Annotated in this window: 13 protein-coding genes; 8 read left to right on the top strand and 5 right to left on the bottom strand. The window is 71.3% G+C overall.

Features of this window, described 5'->3' with window-relative positions:
- Positions 1-194: 194 nt before the first annotated feature.
- Positions 195-1,529: a chromosomal replication initiator protein DnaA gene (dnaA, locus tag H9645_RS05130; RefSeq protein WP_191728658.1), complete on the bottom strand. Its 1,335-nt coding sequence runs from the start codon at positions 1,527-1,529 to the stop codon at positions 195-197.
- A gap of 219 nt (positions 1,530-1,748) precedes the next feature.
- On the opposite strand from dnaA, the gene rpmH reads away from it, so the two are divergent.
- The 5 genes from rpmH to H9645_RS05105 all read left to right on the top strand — a co-directional run bounded on the left by rpmH (position 1,749) and on the right by H9645_RS05105 (position 6,661).
- The gene (rpmH, locus tag H9645_RS05125) at positions 1,749-1,889 is read left to right on the top strand and encodes a 50S ribosomal protein L34 (RefSeq protein WP_027083663.1); all 141 of its coding nucleotides are present in this window, start codon (positions 1,749-1,751) and stop codon (positions 1,887-1,889) included.
- A 50-nt stretch (positions 1,890-1,939) separates the two neighbouring features.
- Positions 1,940-2,356: a ribonuclease P protein component gene (gene rnpA / locus H9645_RS05120; RefSeq protein ID WP_191728657.1), complete on the top strand. Its 417-nt coding sequence runs from the start codon at positions 1,940-1,942 to the stop codon at positions 2,354-2,356.
- Positions 2,357-2,369: 13 nt separating this feature from the next.
- Positions 2,370-4,139, top strand: coding sequence for a membrane protein insertase YidC (gene yidC / locus H9645_RS05115; RefSeq protein WP_191728656.1), 1,770 nt, complete (start codon positions 2,370-2,372; stop codon positions 4,137-4,139).
- Positions 4,140-4,169: 30 nt separating this feature from the next.
- Entirely contained in the window at positions 4,170-5,513 is a 1,344-nt protein-coding gene (gene mnmE / locus H9645_RS05110) for a tRNA uridine-5-carboxymethylaminomethyl(34) synthesis GTPase MnmE (RefSeq protein ID WP_191728655.1), read from the top strand.
- Between the two features lie 95 nt (positions 5,514-5,608).
- On the top strand, positions 5,609-6,661 hold the full coding sequence (locus H9645_RS05105) for an energy transducer TonB (RefSeq protein ID WP_191728654.1): 1,053 nt from the start codon (positions 5,609-5,611) through the stop codon (positions 6,659-6,661).
- A gap of 67 nt (positions 6,662-6,728) precedes the next feature.
- On the opposite strand, the gene H9645_RS05100 is transcribed toward H9645_RS05105, so the two are convergent.
- From H9645_RS05100 to H9645_RS05085, 4 genes are all read right to left on the bottom strand, one after another.
- Positions 6,729-7,910: an ABC transporter permease gene (locus tag H9645_RS05100; RefSeq protein WP_191728653.1), complete on the bottom strand. Its 1,182-nt coding sequence runs from the start codon at positions 7,908-7,910 to the stop codon at positions 6,729-6,731.
- Positions 7,907-8,653 (bottom strand): ABC transporter ATP-binding protein, encoded by a 747-nt coding sequence (locus H9645_RS05095; RefSeq protein WP_191728652.1) that lies wholly within the window; start codon positions 8,651-8,653, stop codon positions 7,907-7,909. The genes H9645_RS05100 and H9645_RS05095 overlap by 4 nt, the downstream gene beginning before the upstream one ends.
- Before the next feature lies 1 nt (position 8,654).
- A complete protein-coding gene (locus tag H9645_RS05090) occupies positions 8,655-10,145 on the bottom strand; it encodes an alpha/beta fold hydrolase (RefSeq protein WP_225218018.1) in 1,491 nt (496 codons plus the stop codon).
- Positions 10,146-10,290: 145 nt separating this feature from the next.
- Positions 10,291-11,052, bottom strand: a complete 762-nt coding sequence (locus H9645_RS05085) for a ferredoxin--NADP reductase (protein ID WP_191728650.1) — start codon at positions 11,050-11,052, stop codon at positions 10,291-10,293.
- 89 nt (positions 11,053-11,141) lie between these two features.
- Between H9645_RS05085 and H9645_RS05080 the strand changes: the two genes are divergently transcribed.
- The 3 genes from H9645_RS05080 (at position 11,142) to H9645_RS05070 (ending at position 14,604) form a co-directional block, all read left to right on the top strand.
- The gene (locus tag H9645_RS05080; protein WP_191728649.1) at positions 11,142-12,134 is read left to right on the top strand and encodes an ABC transporter ATP-binding protein; all 993 of its coding nucleotides are present in this window, start codon (positions 11,142-11,144) and stop codon (positions 12,132-12,134) included.
- Positions 12,131-12,943, top strand: a complete 813-nt coding sequence (locus H9645_RS05075) for an ABC transporter permease (RefSeq protein ID WP_191728648.1) — start codon at positions 12,131-12,133, stop codon at positions 12,941-12,943. Before H9645_RS05080 ends, H9645_RS05075 begins: the two co-directional genes overlap by 4 nt.
- Positions 12,944-13,029: 86 nt before the next feature.
- Entirely contained in the window at positions 13,030-14,604 is a 1,575-nt protein-coding gene (locus H9645_RS05070; protein ID WP_225218017.1) for an OmpA family protein, read from the top strand.
- The last annotated feature ends 6 nt before the right edge of the window (positions 14,605-14,610 follow it).

Raw genomic sequence — 14,610 nt, 5'->3', positions numbered from 1 at the left:
GTGTCGGAAAATTCGGTTGACAACACATCCAAGCCGTTGATTTACATCGAGAATTTCTTGAAACAACCCCGTGGACAACGCTGCATCCAGCGGTGGGAGAACCTGTGGACAACTTTCGGGTCCCGGGCGGGAGCCCGAGTTGTCCACAGCTTGTCCCGACCCGATCCACCGGTTTCAGCGCCCCTCGACCGGCCTCACTCGCTGAGCTTGCGGATGAGCTTGTCCCAGTCCTCGCGGAGCTTGCCGTCGGTCTGCGCCAGGGCGCGGATCTGTCGGCAGGCATGCAGGACCGTGGTGTGGTCCCGGCCCGCGAAGGCATCCCCGATTTCGGGCAGGCTGTGCTCGGTGAGTTCCTTGGCCAGCGCCATCGCCACCTGGCGCGGGCGGGCCAGCGAACGCGTCCGCTTCTTGCCCAGCATGTCCTTGATCTGGAGGCCGTAGTAGTCTGCCACGGTCTTCTGGATATTGGGGATGCTGATCGCCGCCTGCTGGGCGCGTAGCAGGTCGCGCAGCGTCTCCTGGGCGAACTCGGTGGTGATCGCGCGCCCGGTGAAGTTGGCCTGAGCGGAAAGCGTGTTCAGGGCGCCCTCGAGGTCGCGCACGTTCGACGGCATCTTCTTGGCCAGCAGGAACGCCACCTCCTCGGGCACGTGGGTGCCGCGCTCGCGCGCCTTGGCCAGCACGATCGCCGCCCGGGTCTCGAAGTCCGGCGGGTCGATCGCCACCGGCAGGCCCCAGGCCAGGCGTGACTTCAGCCGCGGCTCCAGGCCGTCCACTTCGCGCGGGAATCGGTCGCAGGTCATGATGATCTGCTGCCGGCCTTCGAACAGCGCGTTGAAGGTGTGGAAGAACTCCTCCTGGGTGCGGTCCTTGCCGGCGAAGAACTGGATGTCGTCGATCAGCAGCGCGTCGAGCTGCTGGAACTGGCGCTTGAACTGGTCGGCGGTGCGTTCCTGCAGCGCCCGGAAGAAGGCGTTGTAGAACTGCTCCGAGCGCAGGTACAGCACGCGCGCGCCGGGGTTGTTGCGGCGCATCTCGTTGCCGGCGGCGAACATCAGGTGGGTCTTGCCCAGCCCCGTGCCCCCGTAGAGCAGCAGCGGATTGTGGCCGCGGTCGCCCGGCTTCTGCGCCGCCTGCCAGGCGGCCGCGCGGCCGAGCTGGTTGCTGCGGCCCTCGACGAAGTTGTCGAAGGTGTAGTGCGGGTCCAGGTTGCCGTGGAACGCCGCCGCGCTCGCGGTCGCCGAGGCGGCATTGGCGGCCGCCGTCGGGGTCACGCGCGCCGGGGCCGGGGCCGCGGGCAGCGAGCCGATCTCCAGCGAGACGTCGCCGCCGCCGCCGAAGTGGTCCAGCAGCTCGCGGATGCGCGGCAGGTAGCGCTCCATCACCGCGTCGCGGATGAAGACGTTGGGTGCGTACAGCACGGTCGCGTCCTCGCGGCGCGCGGCCTGCAGCGGCCTCAGCCAGGTGTGGACATCCTCGGCCGGGAGTTCGGCTTCCAGGCGTTCGAGGCAGCGGGGCCAGGCTTCCATGTAGGGTTCACGTACCGACGGCGGACCCGCCGCGCGGCGTGGCGGACCACGTGCGGCGGGGGGTGGAAAGGGGGAAGCCAGCCTACCACCTGCGCCCCGCCGGAGGCTGGCGGGAGCACGGGACGGAGGCGGGGCAGGGCGGCAGGGTTTGACCCGCAGCGGAGCGGCGTACTAGAATCGCCGGTTCTTTCCTCCGCGTCACGCTCAGAGCACACCGCCATGGCCACCAAGCGCACCTACCAGCCCAGCAACCTCAAGCGCAAGCGCGACCACGGCTTCCGTGCCCGCATGGCGACCGCCGACGGCCGCAAGATCCTGGCCCGCCGCCGCGCCAAGGGCCGCAAGCGCCTCACCGCCTGATGACCGCGGGCGGCGCGCAAGCCGGCCGCCCCGTCGCGTCCCCAGTTCCGATGGACCGCCGCTTGCCCCGTCAAGCGCGCGTACGCGTGCGCGCGGATTTCGACCGCGTCTTCAGCGAGGGTCGCCGCACCGGCACGCCCCTGCTCGCCCTGCACCTGCTTCGCGACGGCCAGCCGGCACGGCTGGGCCTGACCGTCTCGCGCAAGGTCGACCGTCGCGCGGTCGGCCGCAACCGCATCAAGCGGGCGCTGCGCGAGGAATTCCGCGCCCTGCGCGACCGCCTGCCACCCGCCGCCTATGTCGTGGTGGCGCGCCATGCCGCGGCGACCGCGACCCGCGTCGCGCTGCGCGAGGCCTTCCACGACGCGCTGCGCCGCGCCGGTGCGTTGCCCGCGCCGGAAGCGGGCGTCACAATGCCCGCCGCTTCCCCCGTCCACGTCCCGACGCCGCGCCCCAGCGGCGAATGAGCCTGCCTGCCCGATGAACCAGACCCGTACCTTCCTGATCTTCGCCTGGCTGATGGTGGCGACCCTGCTGTGGATGGAATGGGGCAAGGAGCAGCGCGAACCGCTGCCGGCCGCGCAGGCCACGACCAGCGTCGCCGATTCCGGTGCCACGGTGCCGGGTGCGCCCCCGGCCGTCCCGGGCGCGGCGGCCACGCCGGGCGCGGTGCCGGATGCCCCGCAGGCCGCGGCGCTGCCGGGCGTCAACGCGCAGGCGGCCGCGGCCCCGCAGGCCGAGGGCCTGGTGCACGTGCGCACGGACGTGCTCGACCTGGCGCTGCGCGGCGGCGCCGTCGCACGCGCCGACCTGCTGGGCTTCCCGCAGACGCGTGACGAGGGCAGCGCGCCGGTGCGCATGTTCGACGACGCGCCCGAGCGCTTCTATGCCGCCCAGAGCGGCTGGGTCAGCTCCACCAGCGCCGCCCCGAGCCACGAGTCCGGCTTCGTGCCGGAGTCGCCCGGCACCGACTACGCGCTGGCCGCCGACGCCGACACGCTCGAAGTGCCCTTCGTCTGGCACGGCGCCGACGGCGTCAGCATCCGCCGCAGCTATGTCTTCACCCGCGGCAGCTACGTGGTCGAGGTGCGCGACACCATCTACAACAGGAGCGACAGGCTCTGGCAGGGCCACGTCTACCGCCAGCTCGTGCGCCTGCCGCAGGTGCTCAAGACCGGCTGGACCAACCCCGAGTCCTTCAGCCTGTACGGCGCCACCTGGTTCAGCCCGGGCGAGGGCTACAGCCGCGTGCGCTACGCGGACTTCGCCGACGAGGGCGCGGTCAACGCGCGCCAGTCCGGCGGCTGGCTGGCCATGCTCCAGCACCATTTCTTCAGCGCCTGGATCCCGGGGTCGAGCGACGAGGTCACGATCTCGCTGCACACCGTGCCGGGTCCCGCGGGCGGGATGCACCACCTGGTCCGCGAGGTCGGCCCCGGCCTGGCGGTGGCGCCGGGCGACCAGGCCAGCACCAGCGCGCGCCTGTGGGTGGGTCCGAAGCTCGTGGGCCAGATCAAGGCGCAGGGCGTGACGGGCCTCGACCGCGCCGTCGACTACAGCCGCTTCTCGGTCTTCGCCGTTCTCGGCGAGGGGCTGTTCTGGATCCTCGACAAGCTGCACGGCCTGCTGCAGAACTGGGGCTGGTCGATCATCGGCCTGGTGGTGGTGGTCAAGGCCATCCTGTATCCGCTGTCGAAGGCGCAGTACCAGTCGATGGCGAAGATGCGCAAGTTCCAGCCGCGCATCCAGCAGCTCAAGGAGCGTTACGGCGACGACAAGCAGAAGTTCCAGGTCGCCATGATGGAGCTGTACAAGAAGGAGAAGATCAATCCCGTCGGCGGCTGCCTGCCGGTGCTGCTGCAGATGCCGATCTGGCTGGCGCTGTACTGGGTGCTGCTGGAGTCGGTGGAACTGCGTCACGCGCCGTGGATCGGCTGGATCCAGGACCTGACCGCGCGCGATCCCTGGTTCATCCTGCCGGTGCTCAACATCCTGGTGATGTGGGCCACGCAGAAGCTGTCGCCGATGGTCGGCATGGACCCGATGCAGCAGAAGATGATGCAGCTGATGCCGCTGGTCTTCGGCGTCTTCATGATCTTCTTCCCGTCGGGCCTGGTGCTGTACTGGGTGACCAACGGCGCGCTCGGCCTGCTCCAGCAGTGGTGGCTGATCCGCAAGTTCGCCGACAAGCCGGGGAGCGACAAGCCCGATGCCGGCGCCAAGCCCGCGAAGGCCACTGCCGGGAACTGAAGCCGGGCGGACGTTCCGCCGGCCGCCGCGATGACCAGCGCCGCCACCGACACCATCGCCGCCGTCGCCACCGCGCCCGGCAGCGGCGGCGTCGGCATCGTGCGCCTGTCCGGCCCGGCCGCCGCGGCGATCGCGCGCGCGCTCTGCGGCCGCCAGGCCCTCCGGCCGCGCCACGCACACCACGTGCGCTTCCTCGACGCCGACGGCGAGGCCCTGGATGATGGCATCGTGCTGCTGTTCCAGGCGCCCGCAAGCTACACCGGCGAGGACGTCGTCGAGCTGCAGGGACACGGCAATCCGGTGCTGCTGCAGGCCATCGTCGCGCGCTGCTGCGCGCTGGGTGCGCGCATGGCCCGGGCCGGCGAATTCACCGAGCGCGCCTTCCTCAACGGTCGCCTCGACCTGGCGCAGGCCGAGGCCGTCGCCGACCTCATCGCCGCCGGCGACCTGACCGCCGCGCGCGCGGCGCGGCGCTCGCTCGAAGGCCGGTTCTCGCACCGCGTCGAAGCCCTGGCCGACGAGCTGCTGGCGATCCGCGTGCACGCCGAGGCCGCGATCGACTTCGCCGACGAGCTGCTGGAGACGCTGGGCGGCGCGCAGCTGGTTGCGCGCCTGCAGCAAGCGCGCGCCGATCTCGCCGCCCTGCTGGGCGACGCCGAGCGCGGCCGCCGCCTGCGCGACGGCCTGCACGCGGTGATCGTGGGGCCGCCCAACGCCGGCAAGAGTTCGCTGCTCAACGCGCTGGCCGGCAGCGAGCGCGCCATCGTCACCGACGTCGCCGGCACCACGCGCGACCTGCTGCGCGAGACCGTGCACGTCGACGGCGCGGAGCTCGTGCTGGTGGACACCGCGGGCCTGCGTGACGCCGGCGACGCGATCGAGCGCGAGGGCATGCGCCGCGCCCGCGACGAACTGGGGCGCGCGGGGCTTGCGATCGCGGTCGTCGACGCGCGCGATCCGGACGCCGGCCGCGCCGCGGTGGCCGCCGATCTCGACGGCGTGCCGCAGGTACTCTGGCTGCACAACAAGGCCGACCTGCTCCCGCCGGACTCACCGCCTGCGCCCGACGGCGCGCTGCGCGTCTCCGCGACGACCGGGCAGGGCATGGCCGCGCTGCACGCGCGCCTGCGCGCGCTCGTCGTGGGCGACGCGTCCGGCGAGGGCGAATTCACCGCCCGTGCCCGCCATGTCGATGCGCTGCAGCGGGCGGCACACGCGCTGGCGGCCGCCGCGGACGCGCTGGACGCGGAAGCGCTCGACCTGGCGGCCGAGTCGCTTCGTGATGCGCATCACGCTTTGGGCGACATTACCGGCCGCGTGGACGCGGATGCGCTGCTCGGCCACATCTTTTCGCGCTTCTGCATCGGAAAATAGGCCCGGACGAATCGTGACCGGGTGTTGACAAACGGCCCCGCGTATCGCGTCCTAGGCATACGTGCGGATCCGCACACCAGGGGGAGTACACATCGATGTTGCTGAACAACCAAGCTTCCGCGTGGCGCGCGCTGCCGCGCCTCGCACTCGCGGCGGCCCTGCTCGTCGCCATCTCGGCCTGCGGCAAGGACGAGGCCGCGGCGCCTGCCGACGCGGCCGCCGGCGCTGGCCCGGCCAACGCCGCCGCCGCAACCGAAGCCGCCGCCGAGCAGGCCGCGGCCGAGGTCGCGGCCAAGGCCGACGCACTGGCCGCGCTCTCCCCGGACGAGCTGCGCGAGCGCGGCCGCGCGGCCTATGCCGAGAGCCGGCTGTACGCGCCCGCGGCCGACAACGCGCTCGAGTACTACCTCGCGCTGCGCGAGAAGTCGCCCGGCGACGCCGCGGTCGCCAGCGCGCTGACCGACCTGATGCCGATGCTCGTCATCGCCACCGAGCAGGCCCGCGACCGCGAGGATTTCGAGGAATCGCGCCGCCTCGCCGCACTGGTGGCACGCGCGGACGCCAACCATCCCGCGCTGCAGCGCCTGCAGGCCTCGATCGATGGCGCCGACGCAGCGGCCAAGGCCCGCATCCAACAGCAGGCGCTGAGCGCCGAGCAGGAAGCCGAACGCCAGCGCCAGCTCGCCGCCGAGCGCGAACGCGCGCAGGCCGAACAGCAGCGCGCCGCCGCGGAGCAGCTGGCCCAGCAGCAGCGCACCGCCGAGCGCGACGCCGCGGACCGCGCCGAGGCCGAGCGCGTGGCCGCCGAGCAGCGCGCCGCCGAAGAGCGTGCCGCCGAGCAGAGGCGCGCGCAGCAGCAGGCCGCGGCTTCGGCTCCGGCGACGCCGGCGGCGCCCACGCTGCGCCCGCTGAGCACGCCGGCGCCGCGCTATCCCGCCGAGGCCCTGCGCGCCGCGCAGTCGGGCGAAGTGCAGGTGGAGTTCACCGTGGCGCCCGACGGCAGCGTCAGCGACGCCCGCGTGGTGCGCGCCGATCCGCCGCGCGTGTTCGACCGCGAAGCCGTCGCCGCCGTGCGTCGCTGGCGCTTCGAACCGGTTTCGCAGCCGGTGACCACGCGCCGCACGATCGCGTTCAATCCCGGCGGCTGAGGCGGCCACGCCGCAACGGAAAAGCCCGGCCATCGGCCGGGCTTTCTGTTGTCCGCGTGATGCGGGATCAGGCCGAGATCGCCAGCTTCTCACGGTGGTACAACCGCGCCGCCATCAGCCACAGCAACAGTCCCATGCCGAAGCCGGCACCCAGGTACGTCGCCCATTCCAGCGGCGACACCCACTCGCTGCGGATGATCTTCAGCAGCATCTGGTTCTGGGCCAGGAAGGGCACGGCGAACTGCCACAGCTCGTTCTTGAGCGGGTTCACCAGCAGCACGATCGTCGGCACGATCGGCAGCAGCATCAGCACGCTCATGTAGCTCTGCGCTTCCTTCACCGACTTCACGCTGGCCGAGATCAGGGTCAGCAGGGTGGTGCCGATCAGCACCATCGGCAGCAGCACCAGCAGGATCTTCAGCATCATCGCCGCCGACACCGAGACCATCTGCATCGCCGCCGGCGCCAGCGCGAAGCTCAGCCGGAAGGCGATGACGATCAGCGCGAGGCTGAGCAGGCCGAACAGGCAGGCCGCCAGGATCTTCCCGCTCATGATCGCGGCGCGCGACGACGGCGTGGCCAGCAGCGGCTCGAGCGACTGGCGCTCGCGTTCGCCGGCGGTCACGTCGATCACCAGGTAGGCGCCGCCGAGGAACGCGCTGAGGATCAGCAGGTAGGGCAGGAACGCCAGCAACATGCCCCGCCGCGCCTCGGGCGTGGCCACGTCGCGCTGCGCCGCCATGACCGCGATCGTCGCCTCCGGGCCCAGGCCGCGGCTGATCATGCGCAGTGCGCCGACCTGCTGTCCGTACTCGCCCAGCGCCGAGCGCACGCGCTCCACCGGGATCCGCGAGTCCTGCCGCGACGAGTCGTACAGGATCTCGACCGTGGCCATGCGGCTGGCGCGCCACTGTTCGGGGAACGCCTCGGGGATCCGCAGCACCACGTCGTGGTCCTGTTCGCGCAGGGCGCGCTCGGGCTCGGACGGCGGGTCGATCGCCTCGATGTCGCGCGTGCCGAGGAAGGCCACCAGGTTGGGGGCGTTGGCGGCGCCGATCACCGGCACCTCGAGCACCGACTCGAGCTGGGTGCGCGCGCGTTTTTCCGCCAGCGTTCCCATGCCGATGATCAGCAGCGGGAACAGCAGCGGCCCCATCAGCAGGCCCAGCATCACCGTGCGCCGGTCGCGGAACAGGTCGACCAGCTCCTTGCGGGCCACGGTCCACACCGTGTTGTTCGTGAGCTTCATGCGGACAGTCCCTCCTCGGTGCCGATCAGGTTGACGAACGCGTCCTCGAGGTTGTCCTCGCCCGACTGCGCGCGCAGCTCGTCCGGCGTGCCGCTGGCGCGGACCTCGCCCTGGGCGATGATCACGATGCGATCGCAGAGCGCCGCGACCTCCTGCATGATGTGGCTGCTGAAGATCACGCAGTGGCCCTGCGCGCGCAGCTCCTGCAGGAAGGCACGCAGGCCGCGGGTGGTCATCACGTCCAAGCCGTTGGTCGGCTCGTCCAGGATCACGTTGCGCGGGGCATGCACCAGCGCGCGCGCGATCGCGGTCTTGGTGCGCTGGCCCTGCGAGAAGCCCTCGGTGCGGCGGTCGAGGAAGTCCTCCATGCCCAGCGTGCGCGCCATCGACTCGGTGCGCGCCGCGATCGTCGCTTCGTCGAGCCCGTGCAGGCGCCCGAAGTAGGCGATGTTCTCGCGCGCGGTCAGGCGCTTGTACACGCCGCGCGCGTCGGGCAGCACGCCGAGCGTGCGCCGCACGGCGGTGGCATCGCGGGCGACGTCGATGCCGTCCACGCGCACCGAGCCGCGGTCGGGCGACATCAGCGTGTAGAGCATCCGCAGGGTGGTGGTCTTGCCGGCGCCGTTGGGGCCGAGCAGGCCGGTGATCTCGCCGTCGCGGGCCTGGAAGCCGACGCCGCGCACCGCGTGCACCGGCCCGGACTTGGCCTTGAAGGTCTTGTGCAGGTCGTGGACTTCGATCATCTCAGGGCTCCCATCCATAGTTGCCCGCGAAGGGCGGCGCCGCCGCGAGGCGGTCGAGGCAGCTGGCGTCGATGCCCGATGCGTCCGCGCGCTCGACGAACTGGGCGAACAGCTTCGGCATGCAGCCGGCGCCGATGACGTTGTGGCCCTGGCCGGGGGCGACCAGGTGGCGGCCGTTGGCCAGGTGGCTGACCACCTCGTCGCCGTAGCGCGCAGGCGTGACCGGATCGAACTCGCCGCTGATCGCGAGCACCGGCACGTCGCCCGACAGCGGATCGCGGAAGCCGTCCGCGCGCGGTGCCGTCGGCCAGACCGGGCACTGCGCGTGGAAGAACTCGACCATGCCGGTGCCGAGCAGGCTGCCGGCATCCGCGGGATCGATGGTCATGTCGGCGACGTCCTCGGTGCAGATCACCGACAGCTGCATGCCCTGCGCCATCTGGCTGCCGAGCGAGTCGGCCAGCATCCGCGCCTGCGACATCATCGGCGCGTAGCGGCCCTGCGAGGCGTCGTGCAGCAGCAGCGGCAGCGTGGCCGAGGCCGCGGGCTGGTAGGAGAACATGCGCAGCAGGGCCGCGAGATGGCCGAACGAGGGCCGGTCCTCCAGCCATTCGCCGCTGACCGGATGCCGGTACTGCACCGGGGCCAGGTCGCCGGCCTCCAGCGTGGCGCGCACCGCGTCCAGCTGCGCCGAGGGATCGCCCAGGGTGCCGACGCAGGCGGGTTCGTCGCGGCAGCGCTGGAACTGGGTGTCCAGCGCCTGCTCGAGGTTCCGCGCGTGCTCCTGGCCCAGCACCATCGAATTCGGCGCCACCCCGTCGAGCACGACGGTACGCGTGGCCTCCGGCCAGGCCTTCGCGTACTGCTGCGCGACGCGGGTGCCGTAGGAGATGCCGACGAGGTTGAGCTGGGGTGCGCCCAGCGCCTTGCGCACCGCCTCGAGGTCGCGCACGTGGTCCATGGTGCCGTAGCGGCGCAGGTCGGTGCCGTCGGCCGCCAGCGCGTCGCGACAGCGCTCGGCGAAGGCGCGCATGGCCTCGGGCGTCATCTGCTCGACGTCGAACGCGCTGCCCTCGTCCTCCGCCGCACAGTGCAGCGGGTGCGAGCCGCCGGTGCCGCGGGCGTCGACCAGCAGCACGTGGCGGTTGCGGCGAAGGTCGGAGAACGCCGTCGCCACCTGCGGATAGGACTCCAGCGCCGACTGGCCAGGGCCGCCGGCGATCATCACCACCGGGTCGGGCTCGGCGGTGCCCTCGGCCGGCAGCAGCGCCAGCGCGAGTCCGATGCGGCGTCCGTCGGGCGCGTCGTGGTCCTCGGGGACCTCGAAGCGGGCGCACTGGGCCTCGACCGCACGCGCGCCCACGGCGCTGAGCGAACACGGCTCGAACGTGATGTCGCCCACGCGCAGGCGGGCGTCGGGTGCCCCGCCGCCCTCGGGCGCGGGCGCGCAGCCGGCAAGCAGCGCCGCCAGCGCCGCGGCGGGCAGGGCCATCCTGGTGGTTCGTCCTGTTCTCATTCGTCGTCCCCGGGTTGGAAGATGGTTTCGATGGGCTCGTCCTGTCATCCCCGGACGCGCGCCCGGCCCCGTGTGTGACCCGCCCGCCATCCGCCGCGTACCGGGGCGGCGGGCGCGGTGCCTACTTGCTGCTGACGTACTTCTCGCGGCGGATGTGCGGCACCGGCAGGCCGTGTCCCTTCAGCGCCTCGAAGCAGGCGTCGACCATGTCCGGGTTGCCGCAGAGGTAGGCGATGTCGCCGTCGGCCGAGGGCGCGAACTCCTCAAGGAACTGCTGCACGTAACCATGGCGTACGTCGGCATGGTCGTGCGCCGAACCGGGCGCCGGCAGCTCGCGAGAGAAGCAGGGCACGAAGCGGAAGCCGGGGTGCGCGTCGGCGAAGGCGCGGAACTCGTCGCCATAGAGCAGTTCGTCGGGCGTGCGCGCTCCGAACAGCAGCACCACCTCGATGCCGCGCCCGGCCATCGCCGCTTCCAGCAGCGGCAGCATCGCGCGGTAGGGCGTGACCCCGGTGCCGGTGCCGATCAGGACGTAGCGGCGGTTGGCGTCGCGCGGCTGCAGGCAGAAGCGGCCGAAGGGGCCGCTGGCCCGCACGGTGTCGCCGATCGCCAGGTTCTCGAACAGCGCCGTGGCGGCGCCGCCGGGCACGTAGCTCACCGCGATCTCCACCAGCTCGCCCGGCCCCATGGCGTGGTCGTGGATGGTGGCCAGCGAGTAGCTGCGCCTGGCCGCGGTGCCGTCGGCGTACTCGAAGTGCACCTGCAGGAACTGCCCGGGGATGTAGTCCAGCGGCTCGCCGTCGTCGCGGGTGAACGCGAGGTGCGCGACCGAAGGTGCCAGCATGCGGCGGGAGGCGAGCTTCAGGGGAAAGAATGCGGGCACTTGGGATGGACCGTTGCCGGGCCTGGGGCGATGGGGCACCTATAATACCGCTCCCCCGCGCGCACCCTCCCGCCGGCCAAGGAGTCCCGATGAGCGAAGCCGCCACGCCCGCCGCGCTGTCGGTGCGCGACCTGCGCAAGACCTACGACAACGGCGTCGAGGCGCTGAAGGGGGTCTCGCTCGATGTCGCCCCCGGCGACTTCTACGCGCTGCTGGGTCCCAACGGCGCCGGCAAGTCCACCCTGATCGGCATCGTCTCGTCCCTGGTCAACAAGACCTCGGGCGAGGTGCGCGTGTTCGACGTCGACCTGCACGCCGAGCGCGACCGCGCCATGCGCCTGCTTGGCCTGGTGCCGCAGGAAATCAACTTCAACATGTTCGAGAAGCCGCTCGACATCCTGGTCAACTACGCCGGCTTCTACGGCATCCCGCGCGCCGAGGCGATGGTCCGCGCCGAGGAGGAGCTGCGCTCGGCGCAGCTGTGGGACAAGGCGCACAGGATGAGCCGCACCCTGTCGGGCGGCATGAAGCGGCGGCTGATGATCGCCCGCGCCATGATGACGAAGCCGAAGCTGCTGATCCTCGACGAGCCCACGGCCGGCGTCGACATCGAGATCCGCCGCGGCATGTGGCAGACCCTGCGCCGGATCAACGCCAGCGGCACCACCATCATCCTCACCACGCACTACCTGGAGGAGGCGGAGAACCTGTGCCGCAACCTCGCGATCATCGACCATGGCCGCATCGTCGAGGCCGGGCCGATGCGCACGCTGCTGTCCAGGCTCGACGTCGAGGGCTTCCTGTTCGACGTCGAGGACGACCTGCCCGCGATGCTGCCCGACATTCCCGGCGCCCAGGTGCGCGCCGCGGACGCGCACACCCTCGACGTCGACATGCCGCGCGCGATGGACCTCAACCGCGTGTTCGCAGCGCTCGATGCCGCCGGCATCCGCGTGCGCTCGATGCGCAACAAGTCCAACCGGCTGGAGGAGCTGTTCGTGCGCATGACCGGCGACCCGGGAGCAGCCGCCACCCCCGCACGCGCTGCCACCCCCCCAGGCCCCAACGGACCCGCCGCATGAGCCGCATCCCGACCACGCCGCCCCCGGCCGACGCCTCTCCGCTGCGCGCCAACCTCGTCGCCCTCGGCACCATCGCGCGCCGCGAGGTGATGCGCATCCTGCGCATCTGGAGCCAGACCCTGGTGCCGCCGGCGATCACCATGACGCTGTACTTCCTGATCTTCGGCGGGCTGATCGGCAGCCGCATCGGGACCATGGACGGCATCACCTACATGGACTTCATCGTCCCCGGCCTGGTGATGATGAGCGTGATCCAGAACAGCTACGGCAACATCTCGTCGTCGTTCTTCGGCGCCAAGTTCGGTCGCCACGTCGAGGAGCTGCTGGTCAGCCCGATGCCGCCGTGGGTGGTCCTCGGCGGCTACGTCGCCGGCGCCGTGCTGCGCGGGCTGATGGTGGGCGTGATCGTGCTCTGCATCGCGATGCTGTTCACCACCGTGCGCATCCCGCACCCGTGGGTGACGCTGTCGACGGTGCTGCTGGGCGCGACGATCTTCTCGCTGGCCGGCTTCGTCAACGCCGTGTTCGCGAAGAAGTTCGACGACGTCGCGATCGTGCCGATCTTCATCCTCACCCCGCTGACCTATCTCGGCGGCGTGTTCTATTCGGTGCGGCTGCTGCCGGACTGGGCCGAGGCCGCCACGCACGCCAACCCGATCTTCTACATGGTCAACGCCTTCCGCTACGGCCTGCTCGGCCAGAGCGACGTGCCGCTGTGGGTGGCGTACGCGCTGATGCTCGGCTTCGTCGTCGCGCTGGGCGCGCTGGGGCTGTGGCTGCTGAAGCGGGGAGTGGGCCTGCGCAGCTGAGTCGCGCGCCGCGCCGCGGCGCGTGTCTCGGGACCGTCGGGAACATCGGGTAAGCTCGCCGCTTTCCGACCGAAGGAGCAAGAGGAATGCGCAACGGAAACCTGGCCGCCGCGTGCGTGCTCGCGATGATGCTGTCCGCCTGCGGCGGTGCGACCGACCCCGCCGGCGATGCGGCAGCGGGCGCAGCCGCCGGGCCTTCCGACGATGCCACGATTCCGCGCGTCGACGGCGCAGCAGCCCGGGCGGCGCTGCCCGATACGGACGACGCCGGCGCTGACGATGCGGCGCGTTCCGGGTCGGGCCTCGAGGACAAGGAAGGCAACCCGATCGCGCTGGTGCCGTTCGACATCGAAAGCGTCCCGTTGAGCAGTGCGTCGCTGGGCGAGCTTCCGTTCTTCTCCATGCCTGCGGGCTACGGTCCGGTCAACCGGCCCGACCAGCGCAGCTTCGCGCGCTTCCCGTTCCGGCTCGGCGACGGACTGCACTGGGTGGAAGGTCCGAGCTGGAACAGCCTGCTGGACATCGACCGCGACCATGGCGGCGACAAGGAGTTCTCCCAGCTCGAGCTGCGCCGCAACCTCGAGGCCGTGTTCGCCCAGGCGGGCGCGAAGCAGGTGTTCGAGGGTCCGCTGCAGCGCGACTTCTACTACGGCCCGCAGCTCGAGGCCGAGATCGGCGGCGGCTTCATCGAGGGTGTCAATCTCGACGCCAAGGCGGCGACCACGGTCCACGTCATCCGCCAGACGGACCGGAACATCTGGATGCAGCTGTCCACGCATTCCCACGGCGCTGCGCTGGTGGTGGTGGAAGAACGTCCGTTCGAGGCCAGCGCGCGTTGGAGCGACGAGTTCCCCCATCTGTCGCTTCCGGCGGGCTATGCCGATGGCAACCGGCCCAAGCAGCGCGACTTCGACATGTACCCGTTCTGGACCGGCAACGGGTTCGAGGAAGTGGAGGGCAGGACCTATGCCGCGGACGTGAGGGCCCGGGAGCGCGCCAACTCCATGCACGAAGTGCGTCGCAACCTCGAGGCGATGATGGCCGAGGCCGGCGGCGTGCTGGTGTTCGAAGGCCGGATCCCCGAAGAAGCGTCGGATCGCTACGACAGCGACCTGAAGGGCTTCTACAGCGATGCCACGGGCTTCGGCTGGGACGACTATGAATCGCGCGTCTACCGCGTCGACCTTGCGGACGGGCGCCAGGTCTGGGTGCACGCCGCGCTGGACTACCTCTCCTCGGGCTGGGTGGTGGCCGAGCGCAAGGGCTTCGTGCAGACCGCGGCGCTGCTGCCGGCCTCCGCGCTGAAGCAGCAGCTCGACGCCGACGGCCGCGTGGCCATCCAGGTCAACTTCGCGGTCGACAAGGCCGACATCCTTCCCGACTCGCAGCCGCAGATCGACCAGGTACTGGCGCTGCTGCGCGAGGATCCGGCGCTGCGCCTGTCGATCGACGGCCACACCGACGACACCGGAAACGCCGGACACAACCAGCGCCTGTCCGAAGCGCGCGCGCAGTCGGTGGTGGCCGCGCTGGTGGCGCAGGGTATCGACGCATCGCGACTGGAAGCCAAGGGCCACGGCCAGTCGCAGCCGGTGGCCGACAACGACACTGAAGAAGGCCGGGCGAAGAACCGCCGGGTCGAGCTGGTGCGGCTGGACTGACTGAAG

The sequence above is a fragment of the Luteimonas colneyensis genome (assembly GCF_014836665.1).
GTDB classification, from domain to species: domain Bacteria; phylum Pseudomonadota; class Gammaproteobacteria; order Xanthomonadales; family Xanthomonadaceae; genus Luteimonas; species Luteimonas colneyensis.
This window is presented reverse-complemented; position numbering and strand designations above follow the sequence as displayed.

What these genes read in the sequence shown, in the direction of transcription:
- dnaA (WP_191728658.1), bottom strand. Translation starts at nt 1,529, where the DNA reads ATGGAAGCCTGGCCCCGCTGCCTCGAACGCCTGGAAGCCGAACTCCCG.
- rpmH (WP_027083663.1), top strand. Translation starts at nt 1,749, where the DNA reads ATGGCCACCAAGCGCACCTACCAGCCCAGCAACCTCAAGCGCAAGCGC.
- rnpA (WP_191728657.1), top strand. Translation starts at nt 1,940, where the DNA reads ATGGACCGCCGCTTGCCCCGTCAAGCGCGCGTACGCGTGCGCGCGGAT.
- yidC (WP_191728656.1), top strand. Translation starts at nt 2,370, where the DNA reads ATGAACCAGACCCGTACCTTCCTGATCTTCGCCTGGCTGATGGTGGCG.
- mnmE (WP_191728655.1), top strand. Translation starts at nt 4,170, where the DNA reads ATGACCAGCGCCGCCACCGACACCATCGCCGCCGTCGCCACCGCGCCC.
- H9645_RS05105 (WP_191728654.1), top strand. Translation starts at nt 5,609, where the DNA reads ATGTTGCTGAACAACCAAGCTTCCGCGTGGCGCGCGCTGCCGCGCCTC.
- H9645_RS05100 (WP_191728653.1), bottom strand. Translation starts at nt 7,910, where the DNA reads ATGAAGCTCACGAACAACACGGTGTGGACCGTGGCCCGCAAGGAGCTG.
- H9645_RS05095 (WP_191728652.1), bottom strand. Translation starts at nt 8,653, where the DNA reads ATGATCGAAGTCCACGACCTGCACAAGACCTTCAAGGCCAAGTCCGGG.
- H9645_RS05090 (WP_225218018.1), bottom strand. Translation starts at nt 10,145, where the DNA reads ATGGCCCTGCCCGCCGCGGCGCTGGCGGCGCTGCTTGCCGGCTGCGCG.
- H9645_RS05080 (WP_191728649.1), top strand. Translation starts at nt 11,142, where the DNA reads ATGAGCGAAGCCGCCACGCCCGCCGCGCTGTCGGTGCGCGACCTGCGC.
- H9645_RS05075 (WP_191728648.1), top strand. Translation starts at nt 12,131, where the DNA reads ATGAGCCGCATCCCGACCACGCCGCCCCCGGCCGACGCCTCTCCGCTG.
- H9645_RS05070 (WP_225218017.1), top strand. Translation starts at nt 13,030, where the DNA reads ATGCGCAACGGAAACCTGGCCGCCGCGTGCGTGCTCGCGATGATGCTG.